Origin of the sequence: Pseudomonas poae (genome assembly GCF_001439785.1) — a bacterium.
Classification (GTDB): Bacteria; Pseudomonadota; Gammaproteobacteria; order Pseudomonadales; family Pseudomonadaceae; genus Aquipseudomonas; species Aquipseudomonas poae.
The window spans coordinates 1-20,542 of record NZ_JYLI01000029.1; the positions used below are offsets into that span (position 1 = coordinate 1).

The 20,542-nt window shown below is 61.5% G+C and carries 15 protein-coding genes and 2 rRNA genes; 10 read left to right on the top strand and 7 right to left on the bottom strand.

Translation table 11 applies throughout. The features are described 5' to 3' along the window. The 3 genes from rrf (TU75_RS24665) to TU75_RS24675 all read left to right on the top strand — a co-directional run. Positions 1 to 96 (top strand): 5S ribosomal RNA (gene rrf / locus TU75_RS24665); the annotation flags it as partial. A 109-nt stretch (positions 97 to 205) separates the two neighbouring features. After that, positions 206 to 321 (top strand): 5S ribosomal RNA (gene rrf, locus TU75_RS24670). Between the two features lie 291 nt (positions 322 to 612). After that, on the top strand, positions 613 to 2,493 hold the full coding sequence (locus tag TU75_RS24675; protein ID WP_003231043.1) for a methyl-accepting chemotaxis protein: 1,881 nt from the start codon (positions 613 to 615) through the stop codon (positions 2,491 to 2,493). Between the two features lie 43 nt (positions 2,494 to 2,536). Here TU75_RS24675 and TU75_RS24680 read toward each other — a convergent pair whose 3' ends face one another. The 5 genes from TU75_RS24680 to TU75_RS24700 all read right to left on the bottom strand — a co-directional run bounded on the left by TU75_RS24680 (position 2,537) and on the right by TU75_RS24700 (position 9,131). Next, positions 2,537 to 2,995 (bottom strand): SRPBCC family protein, encoded by a 459-nt coding sequence (locus TU75_RS24680; RefSeq protein ID WP_060550430.1) that lies wholly within the window; start codon positions 2,993 to 2,995, stop codon positions 2,537 to 2,539. 20 nt (positions 2,996 to 3,015) lie between these two features. Next, positions 3,016 to 6,387, bottom strand: coding sequence for an amino acid adenylation domain-containing protein (locus TU75_RS24685; protein ID WP_060550431.1), 3,372 nt, complete (start codon positions 6,385 to 6,387; stop codon positions 3,016 to 3,018). Beyond that, positions 6,384 to 7,331 carry a diiron oxygenase gene (locus TU75_RS24690; RefSeq protein ID WP_015373432.1) on the bottom strand — a complete coding sequence of 316 codons (948 nt, stop codon included), beginning with the start codon at positions 7,329 to 7,331 and terminating at the stop codon, positions 6,384 to 6,386. Before TU75_RS24690 ends, TU75_RS24685 begins: the two co-directional genes overlap by 4 nt. Beyond that, positions 7,328 to 8,086 carry a DUF3050 domain-containing protein gene (locus TU75_RS24695; protein ID WP_082630563.1) on the bottom strand — a complete coding sequence of 253 codons (759 nt, stop codon included), beginning with the start codon at positions 8,084 to 8,086 and terminating at the stop codon, positions 7,328 to 7,330. Before TU75_RS24695 ends, TU75_RS24690 begins: the two co-directional genes overlap by 4 nt. Before the next feature lie 346 nt (positions 8,087 to 8,432). Then, complete coding sequence (locus tag TU75_RS24700; protein ID WP_003231031.1) at positions 8,433 to 9,131, bottom strand: GntR family transcriptional regulator; 699 nt, start codon at positions 9,129 to 9,131, stop codon at positions 8,433 to 8,435. Between the two features lie 314 nt (positions 9,132 to 9,445). Here TU75_RS24700 and TU75_RS24705 point away from each other — a divergent pair, with 314 nt between their 5' ends. The 7 genes from TU75_RS24705 to TU75_RS24735 all read left to right on the top strand — a co-directional run bounded on the left by TU75_RS24705 (position 9,446) and on the right by TU75_RS24735 (position 17,218). Then, positions 9,446 to 10,339, top strand: coding sequence for a TauD/TfdA dioxygenase family protein (locus tag TU75_RS24705; RefSeq protein WP_060550433.1), 894 nt, complete (start codon positions 9,446 to 9,448; stop codon positions 10,337 to 10,339). A 22-nt stretch (positions 10,340 to 10,361) separates the two neighbouring features. Further along, positions 10,362 to 11,213, top strand: a complete 852-nt coding sequence (locus TU75_RS24710) for an ABC transporter ATP-binding protein (RefSeq protein ID WP_003231027.1) — start codon at positions 10,362 to 10,364, stop codon at positions 11,211 to 11,213. An 11-nt stretch (positions 11,214 to 11,224) separates the two neighbouring features. After that, positions 11,225 to 12,073 carry an ABC transporter permease gene (locus TU75_RS24715; protein ID WP_003231025.1) on the top strand — a complete coding sequence of 283 codons (849 nt, stop codon included), beginning with the start codon at positions 11,225 to 11,227 and terminating at the stop codon, positions 12,071 to 12,073. Between the two features lie 60 nt (positions 12,074 to 12,133). Continuing rightward, positions 12,134 to 13,054: a LysR family transcriptional regulator gene (locus TU75_RS24720; RefSeq protein WP_060550434.1), complete on the top strand. Its 921-nt coding sequence runs from the start codon at positions 12,134 to 12,136 to the stop codon at positions 13,052 to 13,054. 112 nt (positions 13,055 to 13,166) lie between these two features. Further along, complete coding sequence (locus tag TU75_RS24725) at positions 13,167 to 14,702, top strand: MFS transporter (protein WP_060550435.1); 1,536 nt, start codon at positions 13,167 to 13,169, stop codon at positions 14,700 to 14,702. Between the two features lie 15 nt (positions 14,703 to 14,717). Next, positions 14,718 to 15,776, top strand: coding sequence for an HlyD family secretion protein (locus tag TU75_RS24730; RefSeq protein WP_060550436.1), 1,059 nt, complete (start codon positions 14,718 to 14,720; stop codon positions 15,774 to 15,776). Then, positions 15,773 to 17,218 carry an efflux transporter outer membrane subunit gene (locus TU75_RS24735; protein WP_060550437.1) on the top strand — a complete coding sequence of 482 codons (1,446 nt, stop codon included), beginning with the start codon at positions 15,773 to 15,775 and terminating at the stop codon, positions 17,216 to 17,218. The genes TU75_RS24730 and TU75_RS24735 overlap by 4 nt, the downstream gene beginning before the upstream one ends. A 289-nt stretch (positions 17,219 to 17,507) precedes the next feature. Here the strand turns inward: TU75_RS24735 and TU75_RS24740 are convergent, their stop codons facing one another. Then, a complete protein-coding gene (locus tag TU75_RS24740) occupies positions 17,508 to 18,206 on the bottom strand; it encodes a DUF3142 domain-containing protein (RefSeq protein ID WP_060550438.1) in 699 nt (232 codons plus the stop codon). Next, positions 18,203 to 20,368: a PA5441 family protein gene (locus tag TU75_RS24745; protein WP_060550439.1), complete on the bottom strand. Its 2,166-nt coding sequence runs from the start codon at positions 20,366 to 20,368 to the stop codon at positions 18,203 to 18,205. The genes TU75_RS24740 and TU75_RS24745 overlap by 4 nt, the downstream gene beginning before the upstream one ends. Positions 20,369 to 20,542: the final 174 nt, after the last annotated feature.

A 20,542-nucleotide genomic window follows, 5' to 3' on the forward strand; every position in this document is an offset into this window, starting at 1 on the left:
GGAACCACCTGATCCCATCCCGAACTCAGCAGTGAAACGATGCATCGCCGATGGTAGTGTGGGGTTTCCCCATGTGAGAGTAGGTCATCGTCAAGATTAAATTCCGAAACCCCATCTGCGAAAGCAGATGGGGTTTTGTTTTTGTAGAAGTCCATGAATTTTCACCGGCGTGTTGGTTTGTACAACGCTCTGGTACACAGAATTTCTTGACGACCATAGAGCATTGGAACCACCTGATCCCATCCCGAACTCAGCAGTGAAACGATGCATCGCCGATGGTAGTGTGGGGTTTCCCCATGTGAGAGTAGGTCATCGTCAAGATTGAATTCCAGAACCCCTGTCTGCTAGCGCAGACAGGGGTTTTGTCGTTTAAAGACCTGGATCAGGACTTTGGCTCACCCATATCACTTGAGCATGACAGTACTTATACGATAACCATTGGTCGGCTGTCGTGTAGGAAATGAGAATACATCTCAAGCTTTCCCCAGTCCCTGCCGAAAGCCTGACGAGCCACGCGTGCCCCGAGATAGAGCGGCCGAAGAGCATGCCTATAGCGCTACATGGAACGTTCCACGCGGCACGCTCACCCCTTTGGCAAAAGAAGTCTAAAAAATGAATCTCAAGTTCAGTCATAAAATCCTGCTGGCCGCGTCAGGTGTTGTTGTTCTGGCCTTCGCGTTATTCACGCTTTACAACGACTACCTACAGCGCAGTACCATCAAACAAAATCTGGAGTCGTCCATCCAGCAGTCTGGTGAACTCACCGCCAGCAGTGTGCAGAACTGGCTCAGCGGCCGCGTACTAGTCCTCGAGAACCTGGCGCAAAACATCGCACACCAAGGCGCAACTGCCGACCTTCCTGGTTTGGTTGATCAGCCTGCACTCACCTCAAATTTTCAATTCACCTACGTAGGCCAAACCAACGGCGTGTTCACGCAGCGGCCTGACGCCAAGATGCCAGATGGCTACGACCCGCGTCAGCGTCCTTGGTACAAACAAGCTGTAACCGTCGATAAGCCCATGCTCACACCGCCCTATATGGCCGCGGTGGGTGGGCAGATCGTCACCATCGCCATGCCGGTCAAGAAGAATGGTGAGCTCTTGGGCGTTGTCGGTGGAGATCTGAGCCTGCAGACCCTGGTGAAGATCATCAATGCCGTGGACTTCGGTGGCATTGGTCATGCGTTCCTGGTCAGCGCCGACGGCCAAGTCATCGTCAGCCCGGACGAGGACCAGGTGATGAAGAACCTCAAGGATATCTACCCAGGCACCAGCCTGCGCATCGACAAGGTCAACCAGGACGTCGTCCTCAACGGTCAGGACCGCATCCTGTCGTTCACGCCTATCAGCGGCTTGCCAGGCGCGGATTGGTATATCGGTCTGTCGATCGACAAAGAAAAGGCTTACGCACCCCTGGGCAGATTCCGCACTTCAGCTCTGATTGCCATGGTGATCGCTGTGGTAGCGATTGCCGTGCTCCTGAGCCTGCTTATTCAAGTGCTACTGCGGCCCCTGACCACCATGGGCGCGGCAATGAAGGACATCGCCCAGGGTGAAGGTGACCTCACTCGCCGCTTGAATGTGACCAGCAAAGACGAGTTTGGCGAGGTGGGCAGTGCCTTCAACCAGTTCGTTGAGCGAATCCACGCCTCCATTTCCGAGGTGTCCTCGGCGACGCGTCAGGTACACGACCTGTCCCAACGCGTGATGGCCTCGTCCAACGCCTCCATCATCGGATCCGACGAGCAGAGCGCCCGCACCAACAGCGTAGCCGCCGCGATCAACGAGCTGGGCGCCGCCACGCAGGAAATCGCGCGTAACGCCGCAGACGCCTCGCAGCATGCCAGCGGTGCCAGCGAGCAAGCGGATGGCGGACGCAAAGTGGTTGAGCAAACCATCCTGGCAATGTCGCAGTTGTCGCAAAAAATCAGCCTGTCCTGCACTCAGATCGAAACGCTGAATGCCAGCACCGACAACATCGGCCACATTCTCGATGTGATCAAAGGTATCTCCCAGCAAACCAACCTGCTCGCGCTCAATGCGGCGATCGAAGCGGCGCGGGCCGGCGAGGCAGGTCGCGGCTTTGCCGTAGTCGCTGATGAGGTGCGCAACCTCGCTCACCGCACTCAGGAGTCGGCTGAAGAGATCCATAAAATGATCACCTCGCTGCAAGTGGGCTCGCGTGAAGCGGTAACCACCATGAACGCCAGCCAGGCTTCCAGCGAAGAGAGCGTCGAAGTGGCCAACCAGGCCGGCGAGCGGCTGGTCAGCGTGACGCAGCGAATTGTCGAGATCGACGGCATGAACCAATCAGTGGCCGCCGCCACCGAGGAGCAGACCGCCGTGGTAGAAAGCCTCAACGTTGATATCAACCAGATCAACCTGCTGAACCAGCAGGGCGTGGTCAACCTCAATGAAACATTGCGGGACTGCGATGCGCTCTCCCAGCAGGCCAGCCGATTGAAGCAGTTGGTTGACAGCTTCAAGCTCTGACTTTCGAGTGCAAAGCAGGAGCGAGTGCGCTCGCTCCTGCTGTTCAGCCGACTATCCGGCGCACATTCTCCAGCGCACTGTCGGCAAACGCTTGTGCAAACGCATCAAATTGCGCCTGGGTGGCTTCAACCGGTTCACCGATGATCGTCCAGGTTGCTCTGGAGCGACCGTCGTCCAGCGCCTCGACGCTCATCGCCGCCCACAGGCGCGCTATACCCATGGTGTTGTAGATCGTAGTCCAGGTCATGTGCATGGCGGCTTCATCCCGGCTGTTGAGTTGTTCAACCACGCAGTGACCGTCGTGAAAAAATTTGGTGCGCAAGGCACCGATGCCCGAGCCGGTCATTTCTATATGTGACAGGGCCGGAATAAAAGTATCAAAACCTGCAAAGTGACCGACCAAGGCCCACAGGCGAGCCGCTTCGCACTCGACGATAACGCAGGCCTGTACCGGTGCCGCACACGGATTTCGGATTAACGTATCCGGTTGTAGTGGTTTCATGAAAAGGTCCTTAAAGCAGTTCACAGAAAGCCGACAGCCTTGAGGTAGTCGCAGCCCTGGCGAAGCAGCGCCGAAGTCTTTTCGGGGTAGTGCGCGCCCATCTTTTCCACACCATGACGTGCGTTGTCATGACGGATCATTGAGGTGTCGCCGATGTCTTCGCCCGGCCCATCCAGATAAAACCCCAGCACCCCGAACAACGCGTTGTCCCGATCAACTGTTCGCAACGCCTGTTGCCAGTGCGCAACACTGACACGGTCGAAGGTATGCCCTGCCTGGCAGAACGCATCAAGGTAGTTGTCCCAACTCAGCGGCTGTGGGTTGTGCAAGTTGAAGACGTTGCGCTCGCTGTCGAACTGGCCGCAGTGAAAAGCGAGAAAACGCGCAAAAAAGTCCACCGGCATCAGGTCGAAGTTCACCTCCAGTCGAGGCACCAGACCCAGTTGCAGCGAGCCCTTGAGCATCAGCATCAGGCGATTTTTCCGGGGTTGGCAAACACCGTTGCGGCTGTTGAAACCGATGTTGCCCGGACGCAATATGTTGACCCACGCGCCTTGCGCCACCGCACGCCCCAATAGCCGCTCAGCCACCCACTTGGAGAGGTTGTAGCCATTCTTGACGTAGATCGGCAGTGTCGCCGCCGCCGGTGACTCCAGAACGTGGCCGCCCGTATCGATGCTGCTGCAGGCCGACAGCGTTGAGATGAAGTTCATGACTTTCTTGCAGTGAGTCTCGCACAGGCGCAAACATTCCCGAACGGGGTGGACGTTGTCCGGTGCCAACAACGCATAGTCCATCACGTGGTTGACCTGTGCCGCGTTGTGCACCAGCACGCCAAACTCCCTTGCGAGCGCGTCATACACGTCGCAGGCCAGACCCAGGCGTGGCTGGCTGACATTGGCGGCGTACACCCGCACCCTGCTCATGTCCAGATGCTCCAGGCGATACTCCTTCAATGCCTGGTTCAATCTCGTTGCGGCCGGTTGGCCCGGCAACTCACGCACCAGGCATGCGATCTCTGTTGCGCCCCCTGCCAGCAATGCTTCGACGACATGTATGCCAATAAAACTGTTGGCGCCCGTCACAATCACTTTGCGCCGATCGCCAGCCCGTGTCCCGGGCAGCACCGCCAGCACCTGTTCAGTTTGCGCATCGCGCACAGCCTGGCTGGATGCGGCATCGGGCAGCGCACTGTTCTCCATCAGCAAGGCGAGGGTGTTGATCGTCGGCCTTTCGAAGAAGCGATTGAGCGGCACACTGCGGCCGAATTGTTCACGAATTCTCAGCAACAGAGTCGACAGCAAAATGGAGTGGCCACCGAGGGTGAAGAAGCTGTCATCCAGCCCCAGATCATCCACAGGCACCCGCAGCAATTCACCCCATAGCCGCGCCAGTTGCCGTTGAAGTGGCGTATGCGCAGTGCGGCCATCGCCAGCCAATGAGGTTTGAACCGGCAACGCCAGCAAGGCCTGACGGTCGATCTTTCCGCTGCCGGAGCAGGGCAGGGCAGGCAGTTCGGCCCACACCTGGGGTTGCAGATAATCAGGCAACCACTGCCGCGCGTGTTGCTTGAGGTCGACCAGCGTAGCGTTGCCCTCCGGATGAGCGACTACCCCACGAATCCTGCCGTCGCGCTCGATCACCACCGCAACCTGACGAAACAGCTGACTGTCGCGCAGGCATTGCTCGATCTCCTGCGGCTCGACCCGCACCCCACGGATCTTTACCCGATCATCACGGCGTCCGCCGAGTTGTATGCCGTCGTCCGTCCATTTCGCGAGGTCACCACTGCGGTACGCCCTGACAACCTGAGCGTCCGGCAGTGTCAGCTCGACAAAGGGACTGTCGAGTACTGGCGTGGCGCTCAAGTACCCCAGGCTCACCCCGGGTCCGACGATATACAACTCGCCCATGACCTGCTCATCCACGGGCTTCATGTCCTCATCGAGAATCAGCACCTGACTATTGGCGATCGGACGCCCAACATTCGTATTGCTATCTGTGCGCTGCAGCACGCGATGCGTCACCAGTACCGTGGCTTCGGTGGGGCCGTAGAGGTTGTGCAGGTGGTACTGCCCGGCCAGGCGTTCGATGACATGAGGTTCGCATGCTTCGCCACCCGTCAGCAGGTGGGTCAGGCCCAGCGGCTCATCCAGCGGCAGGATACCGAGCAGCGCCGGTGGCAGGAATGCGTGGGTGATGTGCTGCTGGCGAATCAATTCCACCAGTTGCTGTGGGTCACGCCGCTGCGCCTCGCCGGGAATGATCAACTGCGCGCCGGCCATCAGACTCGGGAAAATATCCATTAGCGATGCATCAAAGTGCAACGCGGCAAACTGCAGCACACGGCTCTGTTCACTCAACCCCATGCAACCACAGAACCAGGCGGTGAAGTGCGCCAGGTTGTCCTGGCTGAGCCGCACGCCTTTTGGTCGGCCACTGGTGCCGGACGTGAAGAGCATGATGCACGGAGCGCTTGGGTCTGGCCGAGGGGCCGGCAGCGGTGGCGCAGCATCTTGCAGGTCGCAACCACGCACATCCAGCGCCGTGAAGTATTCACGCAGCGGGTGGTGGCCCTCATCGAGCAACACACGGGCGCCTGCGCTTTCCAGCATGGCCTGCTGGCGCCGGAGAGGATGCTCCGCAGCCACTGGCAGGTACACCGCGCCGCAGCCAAGAATCGCAAGGATGCTCGCGTACAGTGCAACTGACTTTTCCAGACAGACCCCGACGATCGCTGACCCTTCAACACCCTCCAGCAGTACTGCCAGTCTTTGCTGGATCGCCCAGGCCTGCGTCTGCAGTTGCCGGTAAGTAACGACCTCGCCCGCTATATACAGCGCGGGGCGCTCGGCGAAGGTAATGAGGCTGGCCTGCAGTCGCTCGATCATCGGCACTTGCGCCGCCCGCAGTAGCGCCGGGTCTGCCGTGCGATTGAACCGATGCAGGTAGGCCAGTGCATCCAGACTCTGCAAGTCCTGGTCAGGCCAGTCGTTGGCAACGGCTGGCGAAACACACAGCTGCGGATCGCGTGCAAGGCGACTCACCTGCAGCGCCACCCACTCCACCAGCGCGCGTGTCGCTCGGCGACACAATTGATGGCCATTCCCGCTGGGCTCTTCGGCCACGTCCAGCACGCTCACCAGGCAATGGTCATGGTTGTAGCTGCGCAACTGCACTACAGGTAATCCAGACTCGGTCGGTGAGCCAATGCCCAGTCGCAGGCTCAGGCGCGGCGTTCCCGCCAATCGCATCGGCAACGGCTGGCCGCCGTCGTCGATCACCAGATCAACGCCCTCGTCTGCGCTGCGATGACCATAGTCTTCCAGCTCTGCCCGCACAGCATTCAGCGCCTTGCTGGCGCCGACCCATCCCACTGTCAGGCACCTCATGCCGCTCTCCCGGCCGGCGACAGATAGTCATCCACGGCCGCTGCCACGCTGGGCGTCTGGAGCAGACCGCTGTGCTGCAAAAACGTCATGATGTTGCCAACCAAGGGGTGCTGGCGGGTGATGGGAAACGCCAGTGCCTCCACCTCGTCTTTCAAGGCCTCACGGATGCGCGCGCTGACACCCAGATGTTCGATCAACTGCAGGTCGAAGGTTTTTTGCAGATCGTTGGTCAAGTAATGCATTAGAAACGTCGGCAGCACATGAGCGATGCTGTCGCGATCAGCCGGGCTGGCCGCCTGCCAATACAGATGCACCAGATTTGTCCAGAAACGGGCATGGCGGCCTTCGTCGAACAGGTGATCGGCCATCATGCCGCGGATGGACGACTTGACACTTTCGTCCCTGGAAAAAGCCGCCACCTCATGGGTCACGGTGTTTTCGGCAATCGCCACACCAATCAACTCCACGGCATCGCGCAGATGAGCAGGCGCCTGTGCCTGCGCTGCCGGCAGCGCGCGGCTGAGTTCGATCTGCCTGGGCAGTTCGAGGGGCTGGATGCCGGTCATGCTCAGGGTCTGATGCAGGAAATCCAATGCCACCAGTGCGTGGTAATCCTCGTCCACCACGACGGACATTGCGTCGTAGCGACAGGCCAGGGGGAAGGGTGGCGTGAAGCGATCCTTGGCAATGCTGCGGGCGGTCCTGTCGACAATTTCAGTCTCGAAAATCACTACATCATTGATGTATTTGTAAAAGCTTTGTACCAGCACAAAGTCTCGCCATTGCGCGCAGTGTTCGACGAACGTCGCACTCAATACCAGCGGCTGGCGGCACAGCGGGAAGATCAATTTGTCATCGTTTTCCAGCAGACGGCGCGGGCGCGTGCGCACGGTTGCGCGGTGCTCCCAATCGTCAGCGAAGGCGCAGTGATCGGTGATACTCATGGATGCGCCTCCTGCAGCGAGGTTCGAAGGTCGTCCCAGAAATGGATCCGTTGCTCAATCGCGCTCAAGGCGAACGCTTCAGCCTGTTGCCGGCGATGCACGTCCCCACTGATCAGGCGCTCAAGCATCGCCTGCGCGCCGGGTTCATGGTCCTCGGCGTCCAATTGAATGTGACGATTGAGATAATGGCGCAGCATCGGCGCCTGGCTGATCAAGGCCGCGCTGCCTTGCAACAGGCGTGCAAACATGGCCGGTATCACGCTCTCACGGCCGTGCAGGAAGGCTGCCGCAACGCAGTGGGTAGGTGCGTCGAGCACGGTGTGCAGCGTGCTGCCGACAAACCGCGCCATGCCGGGCAAAATCTCTAAAGATTGCAACGCAACGTGAGCGTCTACCCCCTGGCGTTGAAGCGTGATGAAACGATCGATGGCGACAGTGCTGGCACCTGTTTCAAGCATGCCCTCACGGTACAACTCGAAATGGCTGCAATAGCCTGCGCCAGGATGTTCATCCGACTCCTCACCCAGCACGATCTCATTGATCAGCCGAGCGGCCTGAGGGTCGGTGGGAGGGAGCCAGGGCAACTGCGTGCCAGCCAGGTCCCGTTGCAGGCGTTTGGTGAGGCTCATGAAGTCCCATACAGCAAATACATGGCTCTGCATAAAAAGTTGTAACTTTCTGAGTGAAGTTATTTCATTAAATAAAGGATGACTGCATAGCTGCAGTTTTTTCTGCTCAATTAAAGTTCGATACATGGTTGATGCCTATAAATTTGTTGCGACTGCGCTGAACGCAGAACGGCTTTATTGGTTTTGAACTAGACAGTCAGGATTTTTACCGGGCCGAGCGCGTAGCGGCGCATTTTCGAAGGCATGGACTTGCGCGGCCGGTTTAAGTGTCTGGTTTAGTGGCGCAGGATAATAAGCGGATTAAACGTTTGGATGAGCTTGCAAATCATATTAAAAGTTTTTCGAGAAAATACGTGTTGTGAGGGAGTTATTTACTTAAGTGTGGGAAGTTTCTTTAACCTGCGCAGGCTCAAGCAAGTTGTGTCGGCAGGGCCTGCCCTTGATGGCAAGGGCGCCCCGAACGGCATGAGCTTTACTTAGCGGCTGTTTCAAGGCCATTGAGATAGGCGGATATAACTTCCATCCCTCGCGTCAGGTGATTGCGCAGGGTGAGGATGCTCTCATCGGTCTTCTTCTGCGCCACCAGGCTCAGCAGTTCGCGGTGGTCTTCCTGAGACGTCTCACCCAGCCCCATCGCCTCCAGATTGAAGCGCAGGAAGCGTTCTTCTTCATTCAGGCCATGTTCGACCAGCTTGAGCAGCCGCTGATTGGGCGCCTTGCCATACAGCGCCATGTGGAACAGACGGTTCAGGCGTCCGATCTCGGTATAGTCTTTTTCCCGTTCCAGGGCGTTGATCAATGTCTCGGCCTCGGCAATGTCGGCCTCGGTGAGCAACGGAATCGACAGGCGCAGGGCTTCTGACTCCAGCAGGATGCGCAAGGCGTAGGTTTCAGCCGAGTTGTCTTCGATCAAGGGCGCCACCACAGCGCCTTTATGCGTCACCACGTGCAGCAATGACTGCGCCTCCAGCTGGCGCAAGGCTTCACGCACCGGCATACGGCTGACGCCGAACAGGCTGGCCAGTTCCTGCTGGCGCATAGCGGTGCCGCACGGTAAACGGCCATCGAGAATCGCGTTGCGCAAGGTTTCTTCAATTACGGAACGAGCAAGATGAGCGGGAATGGGTCCACTGACCTTAATGCTGTTCAACAGGTTCGGTTTCTGCGTCACGGCTACGCTCTCCTCCCTTTTTAAAATGAGTATGGCTAATTGGATCCAAAGCACACTAGAGACCGCCCCAAAACTTGTCAAACGAGCAAGGTTTTCGGCTTGTAATGGCTTAAACAAGGGGTTCTTGGCCCCCACGCCCAGGTTTGCGACGTCTTACATGACTTCGTCAAATTAATGATTTGCCGCTTTTGCGCAGCTTACCCGCCCCAGCCTGTTCATCGACACATTAGCGTCTATAGATATTCACTAATGGTATTTAAAATAGCGTTCTTATGTCTATAAAGTTGCTCTCCTGTCCGACCGGGAGTCAGTTCATGTCCGCCACCTCTACTGTGCCAACAGCGACCCTCACCCCTCAAGCGTTCGAGATTCGTCCACTGTCCGGCAGCGTCGGTGCCGAGGTCATTGGTCTGGACCTTTCTCACCCGGTCAGCGACGAGGATTTCGCGCGCATTCACCGCGCGCATCTGGACCATCACGTCGTGGTATTTCGCGACCAGCGCATTACGCCCGCTCAACAGATCGCCTTCAGCCGCCGTTTCGGTGTATTGCAAATTCACGTACTCAAACAGTTCCTGCTGGCCAATCACCCGGAAATCCTGATCGTTTCCAACATCATGGAAAACGGCCAATCCATCGGCTTGGGCGATGCCGGTAAATTCTGGCATTCGGACCTCTCCTACAAGGAACTGCCGAGCCTGGGTTCGATGCTGCACGCCCAGGAGCTGCCTTCCGAAGGCGGCGACACCCTGTTTGCCGACATGCACAAAGCCTGGGACCTGTTGCCCGAGCACCTGCGCAACGCCGTGCAAGGCCGCAGCGCCGCGCATTCCTACACGGCGCGCTACAGCGAAACCAAATTCGAAGGTAACTGGCGCCCGACGCTCACCCCGGAGCAGTTGGCCCAGGTGGCGGAAGTGGTGCACCCCATCGTGCGCACCCACCCGGAAAACGGCCGCAAGGCGCTGTTCGTCAGTGAGGGGTTCACCACCCGCATCGTCGGCCTGCCCGAAGACGAAAGCCGCGACCTGCTGGCCCAGCTCTATGCCCACAGCGTGCTGCCGGAAAACATCTACCGCCATCGATGGCAACCCCACGACATGGTGTTCTGGGACAACCGCTCGCTGATCCACCTGGCCGCCGGTTGCCCGAGCCACCTGCGGCGCAAATTGTTCCGCACCACCATCCAGGGCGATGCGCCTTTCTGAACCTTATTGCACGAGAGTTGAAATGAACGCGCCTTTGCCAGGCCACGCGGCCAGCAACCTGAGCACCGCCCAACCGCTGTTGGCGGTGGACAACGTCAGCCTCGAATACCGCACCCCGGAGCGGGTGGTGCGCGCCACGCACCAGGTCAGTTTCGAGATCGACCCGGCCGATCGCTACGTGTTGCTCGGCCCCTCGGGCTGCGGCAAATCCACGCTGCTCAAGTCCATCGCCGGTTTTATCAAACCCAGTGAAGGCGAGATTCGCTTGCTGGGGCACAAAGTCGAGCAACCGGGTCCGGATCGCATCGTGGTGTTCCAGGAATTCGACCAACTGCCGCCCTGGAAAACCGTCAAACAGAACGTGATGTTCCCGTTGCTGGCGTCCAGGACCCTCAAGCGCCGTGAGGCCGAAGAACGCGCGCTGCACTACCTCGACAAAGTCGGCCTCAGTGCCTTCGCCGATGCCTACCCGCACACCTTGTCCGGCGGCATGAAAGCCCGCGTGGCCATCGCCCGTGCCCTGGCCATGCAGCCGAAAATCCTGCTGATGGACGAACCCTTCGCCGCCCTCGACGCCCTTACCCGACGCAAGATGCAGGAAGAACTGCTGCTGCTCTGGGAAGAGGTGCGCTTCACCCTGCTGTTCGTCACCCACTCCATCGAAGAAGCGCTGGTGGTCGGCAACCGCATCCTCCTGCTGTCGCCCCACCCGGGGCGCGTGCGCGCGGAAATCCACAGCCATCAATACGACCTGCACAGCCTCGGCGGTGTGGACTTTCAGGCCTCGGCGCGGCGCATTCATCGTCTGCTGTTCGATGAAGCGCCCGAGGCCGAACGCGAGTTGGGTTTCGCCGATATTCGCATCGCTTACTAGAGGGTTGCCCCATGCGCCAGGAATACGAAATAACCCTCGAACCGCTGCTCAGTGTGCCGGTGGAACGCGCATTGCCGCTGCGCCAGCGCCTGTGGCAACAAGGTTGGCTGCGCAAGGGCTTGATCCTGATCGTGCTCGCGATCATTTGGGAGTCTGTGGCGCGCTATCAGAACAACGACCTGCTGCTGCCGAGCTTCTTGCAGACCTTCCAAGCGTTGTACGACGGTCTGCTCAGCGGTGAACTGCTCAGCAAGGTCAGCATTTCCCTGGCGGTGCTGATCAAGGGCTACCTGATCGGCATCGTGCTGGCCTTGGCCCTGACCACGCTTGCCGTCTCGACGCAACTGGGCCGCGACTTGTTGAGCACGCTGACCTCGATGTTCAACCCGCTGCCGGCGATTGCCCTGCTGCCGCTGGCGCTGTTGTGGTTCGGCCTGGGCCAGAACAGCCTGATCTTCGTGTTGGTGCATTCGGTGCTGTGGGCGCTGGCGCTCAATACCTATTCGGGGTTTCTCGGCGTGTCCGACACCCTGCGCATGGCCGGTCGCAACTACGGCCTCAAGGGCATGCGCTTCGTGCTGTTCATTCTGATCCCGGCCGCGCTGCCATCGATCCTGGCCGGCCTCAAAATCGGCTGGGCCTTTGCCTGGCGCACCTTGATCGCCGCCGAGCTGGTGTTTGGCGCCACCAGCGGCAAGGGCGGGCTGGGCTGGTACATCTTCCAGAACCGCAACGAGCTGTACACCGACAAGGTATTCGCCGGCCTGGCCGTGGTGATTCTGATCGGCCTGCTGGTGGAAAACCTGGTGTTCGACACGTTCGAGCGGCTCACCGTGAAACGCTGGGGCATGCAGCGATAGGCCGGCCATCCCTGTTAGGATTGCGGTCCATTCACCCTTTCAAGACCGCGAGTGCCTGGCATGCAATTACCGGACATGAACCTGCTGGTCGCCCTCGACACACTGCTCGATGAAGGCAGCGTGGTCGGCGCCGCACGGCGGATGAACCTCAGCCCGGCGGCCATGAGCCGCACCCTCACACGTATCCGCGAGGCGGTGGGCGACCCGATCCTGGTGCGCGCCGGACGCGGCCTGGTGCCCACGCCCAAGGCGCTGCAACTGCAAGGCCAGGTGCGCAACGTGGTGGAACAGGCCGCGCTGTTGTTTCGCTCGGCCGACCAGGTGGATTTGAGCACCTTACGGCGTCGCTTCAGCGTGCGAGCCAACGACTTCTTCATCGGCGTGTATGGCGGTCGTCTGTTCGACACCATGGAGCGCATGGCGCCACTGTGCGAGCTGTACTTCGTGCCCGAAGGCGACACCGACGACGAGGCTCTGCGCGAAGGGCGCCTGGACCTGCGGGTGAGCAACACGCTGCCCGTCACCCCTGAAGTGAAGGTGCAGAACCTCTTTTCCACCACCTTCGTCGGGCTGGCGCGAGAAGGCCACCCCTTGTTCGACGGGGACATCACCGCCGCACGGTTTGCCGGTTATTCCCATATCAGCATCTCGCGCCGGGGCATCGCGCGCGGGCCGATCGACACCGCCTTGAACGCACAAGGCCTGGAGCGTCGGGTGGCGATGATTGCCCCCGGGTTTCACGGCGCGATGTTCATGCTGCCCGACTCCGACCTGCTGCTGCCGGTGCCCAAGGAAGCGCTCCTGAGCGTCAAGCGGCTGAACCTGCCGCTGCGTGCTTTTGCCTTGCCAATCTCGCTGCCGACTTTGGTGCTGACCCAATCCTGGCACCCGCGTTTCGACAAGGACCCGGCGCATAAATGGCTGCGCGAAACCTTTCGCGAAAGCTGCCAGGCCACCTGGCTCGAAGCCCAGCCCACCTGACCCTCCCACATGGATTGCGTTGTACGCAGTTATACCCTGCCAATAAGTAACTTTTTGTCATGTGTACACCCCCCTAAACTGCTCGGGTGCTTAACAACCCGAGTTACCGTACATGACTTCCCTCGCTGCCCCCGCCCTGCAGGCCGCAGCCAAACCTGTCGCGCTTGACCCGCCGGTGTTCGGCCCGCGCATCATCATCGGCCTGGTCGGTGTGTTACTGGCGGTGCTGGTGTCCGGCCTCAACGACATGGTCACCAAGATCGCCCTCGCCGACATCCGTGGCGCGCTGTTCATCGGCTATGACGAAGGCACCTGGCTGGTCGCGGCCTACACCGCTACCTCCGTGGCGGCCATGGCCTTTGCGCCCTGGTGCGCGGTGACCTTCTCCCTGCGTCGCTTCACCCTGTGCGCCATCGGCCTGTTCACTCTGCTCGGTATCCTCTGCCCGTTCGCGCCGAACTACGAAAGCCTGTTGCTGCTGCGCACCGTGCAAGGCCTGGCCGGCGGCGCATTGCCGCCGATGCTGATGTCGGTGGCGCTGCGCTTTCTGCCGGCCAACATCAAGCTGTATGGCCTGGCCGGCTACGCACTCACCGCCACCTTCGGCCCGAGCCTGGGCACGCCGCTGGCGGCGCTGTGGACCGAGTACGTGGGCTGGCAGTGGGCGTTCTGGCAGATTGTCGCGCCCTGCCTGCTGGCGATGGCGGCGGTGGCCTACGGGTTGCCGCAGGACCCGCTGCGCCTGGAGCGCTTCAGGCAGTTCAACTGGCGTGGCCTGCTGCTGGGCTTTCCGGCGCTCTGCATGCTGGTGATCGGCCTGCTGCAAGGCAACCGCCTGGACTGGTTCGAGTCCGGCCTGATCACCTTTTTGCTCGGCGGCGGCACCCTGTTGCTGGTGCTGTTCCTGCTCAATGAGTGGTCGCAGCCGCTGCCGTTTTTCAATGTGCAGATGCTCGGCCTGCGCAACCTGGCGTTTGCCCTGATCGTGCTGGCTGGGGTGCTGATGGTGCTCACCTCGGTGATCATCATCCCGTCGAGTTTCCTTGCTCAGGTGCAGGGCTACAGGCCGCTGCAGACCGCGCCGGTGATGTTGCTGATGGCCTTGCCGCAATTGATCGCGCTGCCGCTGGTGGCGGCGCTGTGCAACCTGCGTCGGGTCGATTGCCGCTGGGTGCTGGGCGTGGGTTTGAGCCTGCTGGTGCTCAGTTGTCTGGGCAGTTCGCACCTGACCTCGGCGTGGATTCGCGACGACTTCTATGGCTGGTACCTGCTGCAAATCATCGGGCAACCCATGGCGGTTCTGCCGCTGCTGATGCTCTCCACCGGCAGCATCCAGCCTGTTGAGGGGCCGTTCGCCTCGGCCTGGTTCAACACCGTCAAGGGCCTGTCTGCGGTGGTTGCCGCCGCAGTGCTCGAAACCCTGACCACCCGGCGCGAACACTTCCACTCCACCACCCTGGTGGACCGCCTGGGCAACTCGCCCCTGGCCGACGGCGATGCGCCGGGCCTGGCTCAGCGCCTGCACGAGCAGGCCACGGTGCTCACCTCTTCGGATCTGTATGTCTTCATGGCCGGTGTCGCGGTGGCGTTGATCCTGCTGATTTTCTGGATGCCCACGCGGATTTATCCGCCTCGCGCACCGACGTAGCCTCAAGGACTCCCCATGAAACGCAAAGACAAAATTGCCGTCTCCGTTATCGCTGTATTCGCCGTAGGCGTGCTGGTGTATCTGGTCACGCCGGGCCTGCTGGGCAGCCGGCGCCAGTCCACCAACGATGCCTTCGTCGCCGCCGACTTCACCCTGATCGCCCCGCGTGTGGCCGGCTTTATCAAAGAGGTGCTGGTGCAAGACAACCAGCAGGTCAAGGCAGGCCAACTGCTGGCGCTGATCGATGACCGCGATTTTCGCGCCGCCGCCCAGGCCGCCGATGCCGATGCGTTGGTCGCCCAAGCCCAGCTCGAAAACGCCGGCGCCACCCTGGAGCGCCAAGGCTCGGTGATCGCCCAGGCCCAGGCCACCGTGGCGGCAGACCGCGCCGAAGTGGCGTTCGCCGAGCACGAACTGAACCGCTACAACCATCTCGCCGGCGTGGGCGCGGGCACCGTGCAGAACGCCCAGCAAGCCAAAACCCGCATCGACCAGGCCACCGCGCGCCTGGCCAAATCCACGGCGGTGCTGGCGGCCGAACGCAAGCAGGTCGAGATTCTCAGCGCCCAGCGCGATGCAGCCGAAGGAGGGCTCAAGCGCGCCCAGGCGGCATTGGAAATGGCCAGCTATCAGTTGTCCTACACGCGCATCGTCGCGCCGGTGGACGGCATGGTCGGCGAGCGCGCGGTGCGGGTCGGCTCCTATGTCACGCCGGGCAGCAAGTTGCTCGCCGTGGTGCCGCTGAGCGAGGCCTATGTGGTGGCCAATTTCCAGGAAACCCAGCTGTCGCACATGCACGCCGGCCAACCCGTGCAGGTGCGGGTCGACAGCCTCGACGGTGAGGTGCTCAACGGTCATCTGGAAAGCCTGGCGCCGGCTACCGGTGTGACGTTCGCCTCGATCAAACCGGACAACGCGACCGGCAACTTCACCAAAGTGGTGCAGCGCATCCCGGTGAAGATCATCCTCGAACCCGACCAGCCCCTCACCGAGCGTCTGCGGGTGGGCATGTCGGTGGAGGCCAGCGTCGACACCCAGCCGGTCGCGCAACCGCGTGAGGTGGCCCAGCAATGACACGTCTTGCCTGGCTCGCCTTGAGCGTCATCAGCCTGAGCGCCTGCACCGTCGGCCCGGATTTTCACACGCCCCAGGGGCCGCATGTCGAGCGTTGGCGCGAACCCCAGGGCCGTCAGGCGGACAGCCGCGCGGTAGCCGATCCGCTGCAGGAACGCTGGTGGGACGTGTTCGGTGATGCGCAACTGTCAGCCCTCACACGTCGCGCCCTCACCGATAACCTCGATCTGAAACTGGCCGGCAGCCGTCTGCAGCAAAGCCGCGCCGTGCGCCAGGTGACCACCGCCGGACGTTACCCCAACCTCGCGGCAAGCGGTGGCTACCAGCGCAAACGCAACAGTGGCGAAGGCCTGAACGACCCCTCCGGAGAAAACGGCCGCTCGGCGTTCAACCAATGGGACACGGGCTTCTCGGCCGCCTGGGAGCTGGACTTCTGGGGCCGCGTCAAGCGTGAAACCGAAGCCGCCGACGCCACCTTGCAAGTCGCCGAAGACGACCGCCGCGCCGTGCTGCTCTCGGTGCTGGCCGAGACCGCCCAGGACTACATCCAACTGCGCGGCGTGCAGAACACCCGCGCCGTCACCGAGCAGAACCTCGACGTCGCCCGGCACAGCCTGAAGCTCTCGCAACTGCGACTGGCCGACGGCGTCGCCACCGATCTGGACGTGGCCGAAGCCGCCGCCCAGGTCGCCACCATCGAAGCGCGCCTGCCGGAGCTGCAACAACGTCAGGACCAGTTGATCAACGCCCTCAGCCTGCTGATGGGCGAGCCGCCGCAAGCGTTGCACGCGCAACTGTCCCAAGACGCCGCCGTACCGCAAACCCCGCGTCAGGTCGCCATTGGCCTGCCGTCGCAGTTGGCCGAGCGCCGCCCGGATATCCGCCAGGCCGAGGCGCGCCTGCACGCCGCCACCGCCAACATCGGCGTAGCCAGGGGCGATTTTTACCCGCGCATCACCCTGTCCGGCAGCCTCGGCACCCAGGCCCTGCAACTGGCGGATTTCGGCACCTGGGGCTCGCGCGCGTTTGCCTTCGGCCCGCAGTTCAGCCTGCCGCTATTCAATGGCGGCCGCTTGCAGGGCATGTTGATGCTGCGCGAAGCCCAGCAGCAGGAAGCGGCGCTGGCCTATCAGCACACCGTGCTGCGCGCCTGGCACGAGATCGACGACCAATTGACCCGCTACAACGCCAGCCAGTTGCGCCGCGACAGCCTCGCCGAAGCCGTGCGCCAGAACCGGATCGCCCTGACCACCGCGCAGCACCAATACGTCGAAGGCGTGGCGGATTTCGTCAACGTCCTCACCGTGCAGAGCGCGTTGCTGGCGACTCAGGAGCAATGGGTGCAAAGCTCCACCGACGTGTCGCTGGCCATGGTCGGTTTGTACAAGGCCCTGGGCGGTGGGTGGGAGTCGGTGTACCCGGTGCAAACGGCCGGGCGCTAAGCCTTGGCACGCCCTGTGACTATTGCGGTGAGCAGGCGTTTTTGTGGTGACCAGACTTAGTGTGGTGACCAGGCTTGTTGTGGCGAGCGGGCTTGCCCCGCGTTGGGGTGCGAAGCGCCCCCAATCCAGCAAAACGCGGTGTACCTGATACGGCTCAGCGCCTGGGTTTGGGGCTGCTGCGCAGCCCAACGCAGGACAAGCCTGCTCGCCACAGGGAATCTGCGCGTAACTGAACGGCATTGGGGCTTGCCACAGGAATGGGGTTGCCTGAAATAGCCCATTCGCAGCGCTAAGGATTGCGCAAAAACACCACATACCCGCCGAACCACTTGCTCTCGCACAAATACGCCGGTGCCTGCCACTCGCCGCCCTGAATCAAGCCCACCTTGAACGGCACGCCCATCCGGCTCACCCTCGGCAAATACGCCGCGTAATCCGGGATGCTGTGCCGCCCCTGGTACGTCTGCACCACCACCTCATCCACCACGCCCTTAAGCTGAGCGATGGCGGTCGGGTCGGCGTTGCTGCCCCAGTCCAGCAGGCCGGTGATGCTCAGGCGCAGGTCGGCAGGCAGGCGTTGGCGCAGGTCGCGCAGAAAGTCTGCGTATTCGTGCAGGTATTGGGTGCGCGCATCGAAGTCGATCTGGATGCCTATCACCGGATTGCCCGCGTCACGCCAGCGTTGCACCTGGCCGAGCAGTTGCGTGTAGACGCGCTCCGGCCAGTGCAGGGTGTGGGCGCGGTAGACGATCCAGATCTCGCCCTGGGTGATACGCGGCACGCTCATGCCCTGCGCGATCAAACGTACGGTGGGCGTGCGGCGGGTGGAGTTGATCTGACCCTGAAGGATGTACAGCGTCTTCGCCTGCTTGAGCACCGGCTGCGGGGTGACGCCACTCCACAGCCAGAAAGCGTCATAGTCGCCGGCATCGACAGCGCCGAAGGCCGGGCTTGCCAGCAACAGCAGGCCCAGCCAGAGGTGTTTCACCAGTAGTACTGCAAGGCGTTGCCCCACTGGGTGTCGCTAAAGCCAGTCTTGAGCTGGCGGAACCAGGCCTTGCGCACGGCCGGCGCGACGTCTTCGCCGCCGCAACTGTTATAGCCGGCGGGCGCGTAGCAGTTGATGGCGCGAAACAGCGCATAGGCCTTGTCGGTTTTCGGCGCCTTGGGGTTGGCGATCACCTGTTTGTAGCCATCCAGGCGCGAGAAGGTTTCACCGGGGAAGTCCGACGCGCTGCTGCCCAGGCTGCCGGCGGCGCGGGCTTGTTCCAAGGGCATGCCGTCCAGGCTGTTGCGCAGGATGAATTCACCGAAGCAATTGAGCGCCTGCGGGTTTTTTGCGTCGCTCTGCAAAATCGCGGCGGTTTGCGCGATGCTCGGGCAGGTGTAGCCGGATTCGGCCTTGTCGCCATTCCACTGGAACAGCTTCAAGGTTTGCCCGCCGCCGTAGGTGTAGCCCAGGCTGGTGCCGAGTTTGTCTTCAGGCGGCGTGGCCGGCAGTTGCTTGAGGTCGTCGGCGAAGGTGGCGAACTGGCTGCGCAGCAAGTCCTTGTAGAGCAGCACGAACTGCGCCGTGTGGCGCTCCACCGGATCGCGGGCATTGGCGATCTGCTGGCGCAGCAGGTCGGGACCGGCAACGGTGCGCAGCAGCAGGTAGCGCACGTTGTTGGCGTCGATCGGCGAATCGGCCGCGAACACCTTGGCCAACTCGACGCTGCGTTCGTAGTTCATCGCCAGGGCCAGCTCCAACTGGTCGCGTTGCAGGGGCTGTTTGGCCAGCGGCAGCAGTTGCAGCCAAAGGGCTTGGGCCGCTTTCCAGTCCTGCCTGGCTTCCAGGGCCAGGCCGCGCAAGGTCTGCTGGCTGAAAGCGAAGTAATCCAGGTTCGACGGCATGTCCTGTGGCAGCAGCTTCAGGGCGGCTTCGGGCTGATGCTCCACGTACAGCGCAAACGCCGCTTGCAGGTAAGCGTACAGCGCCGGTTCGCCGGCAAACGTGGCCTTCTGTTTGTCGAGGTCGGCGCGGGTCAGTTTGGGCGGCGTTTCGGCGCGTATCAGCATCAGGTCGTTGACCGCCTGCAGCATCGGGTTCTTCAGGCTGCCAGTGCTGTCCATCAACAGCTTGAGGTCGGCCTCTTGCACCAGGTCATCAAGTGACACATTGCGCTGCTCAGCGGTGGCTTCGGTCATTTGCCAGGCGAAGTCCTCCGCGAGCTTGCCGTCGTCATTGGCCAGCCAGTGCACACGCCGTAACAGGCCTCGGGCGGAGGTCGCGTACTGGCCCTGTGGATAAGTGCTCAGGTAGCCGCGCAAACCCTTTTCGGCGTTGTCCAGCGCAGACTTATCCACATGCTCACGCTGCGGCATGCCGTATTCGTCGAAGGCTTCGGCCTGAGCCTGGTTCAACGCCGTGCGCGCGGTCATGTACAGCGCGGTTTCCTGCAGCCATGGCAGGGTTGAGCCGCTGGCAGCGGCAAAACCGCGTTCGGCTTCACTGAAGCGCCCGCTGTAGAAGTCGGCGGCGGCTTGCAGGTAGGTGCGCAACAGGCGGCCGTTCGAGGACTCGATTTCGCCGGTGACCACCGCGCCATCCCAACTGCAGGCCGTGAGTAATTGCAGGCGCGCCCTGGCCAGCAGCACGCGTTCGGTATCCGGCATATCGGCCTTGATTACCTGGCTGACAAACGCCGTGGCGCTGTCATCGTCGTTGCTACGGCAGCGGCTGCCTTCACCGCTCAAAAACGCTTCGCCGGCGGTTTTGTAGTCCTCGCGCTGGATGCCCAGGGTTTTGAGCAGCGTGTCCAGTTCGGCGGTGCGGGAGTCGTCGGGCTTGTCGTCCGGTTCGTCGTTGCTGGCAGGCGCAGGGCTGAGGCGATACACCGCAAACGGTACCTGGCCGAATCCCTCGGACAGGTCGGTTTCGTCCAGGGCATTGGGGGCCAGCGGTGCCACCTTTTTATCGGACAGCAGCAGGCGCAGGTTCACCCGGCTGTCGTTGCCGGGGCTCAGAAAGGGCAGGTTGTTGCACGGGTCCAGGCTGTCACGCGACACCCGCCAGTCCGGGTAGCACGAGTCGTCCGAGCTGGCCGCAGCCTGCTGGGAAATACCGGCGAGCAGTGCCAGTGCCAGGGGTGACAGAAAACCGATGCGCATGGAGTGTCCTTGAGCCTGAGTCCTTGGAGGAGGGCAATCATAGCGTGATCCGACCAGCGCTTCGGTGAAGTCCTGCGCAATTGGCCGATTTGTCCGATTGCACAAGCGAATCAGGGGCATTTGTCCTAAAGTGGCGTGGGTTTGCGTGTCGGCAATCAGAGCAGTGGCAGGGGA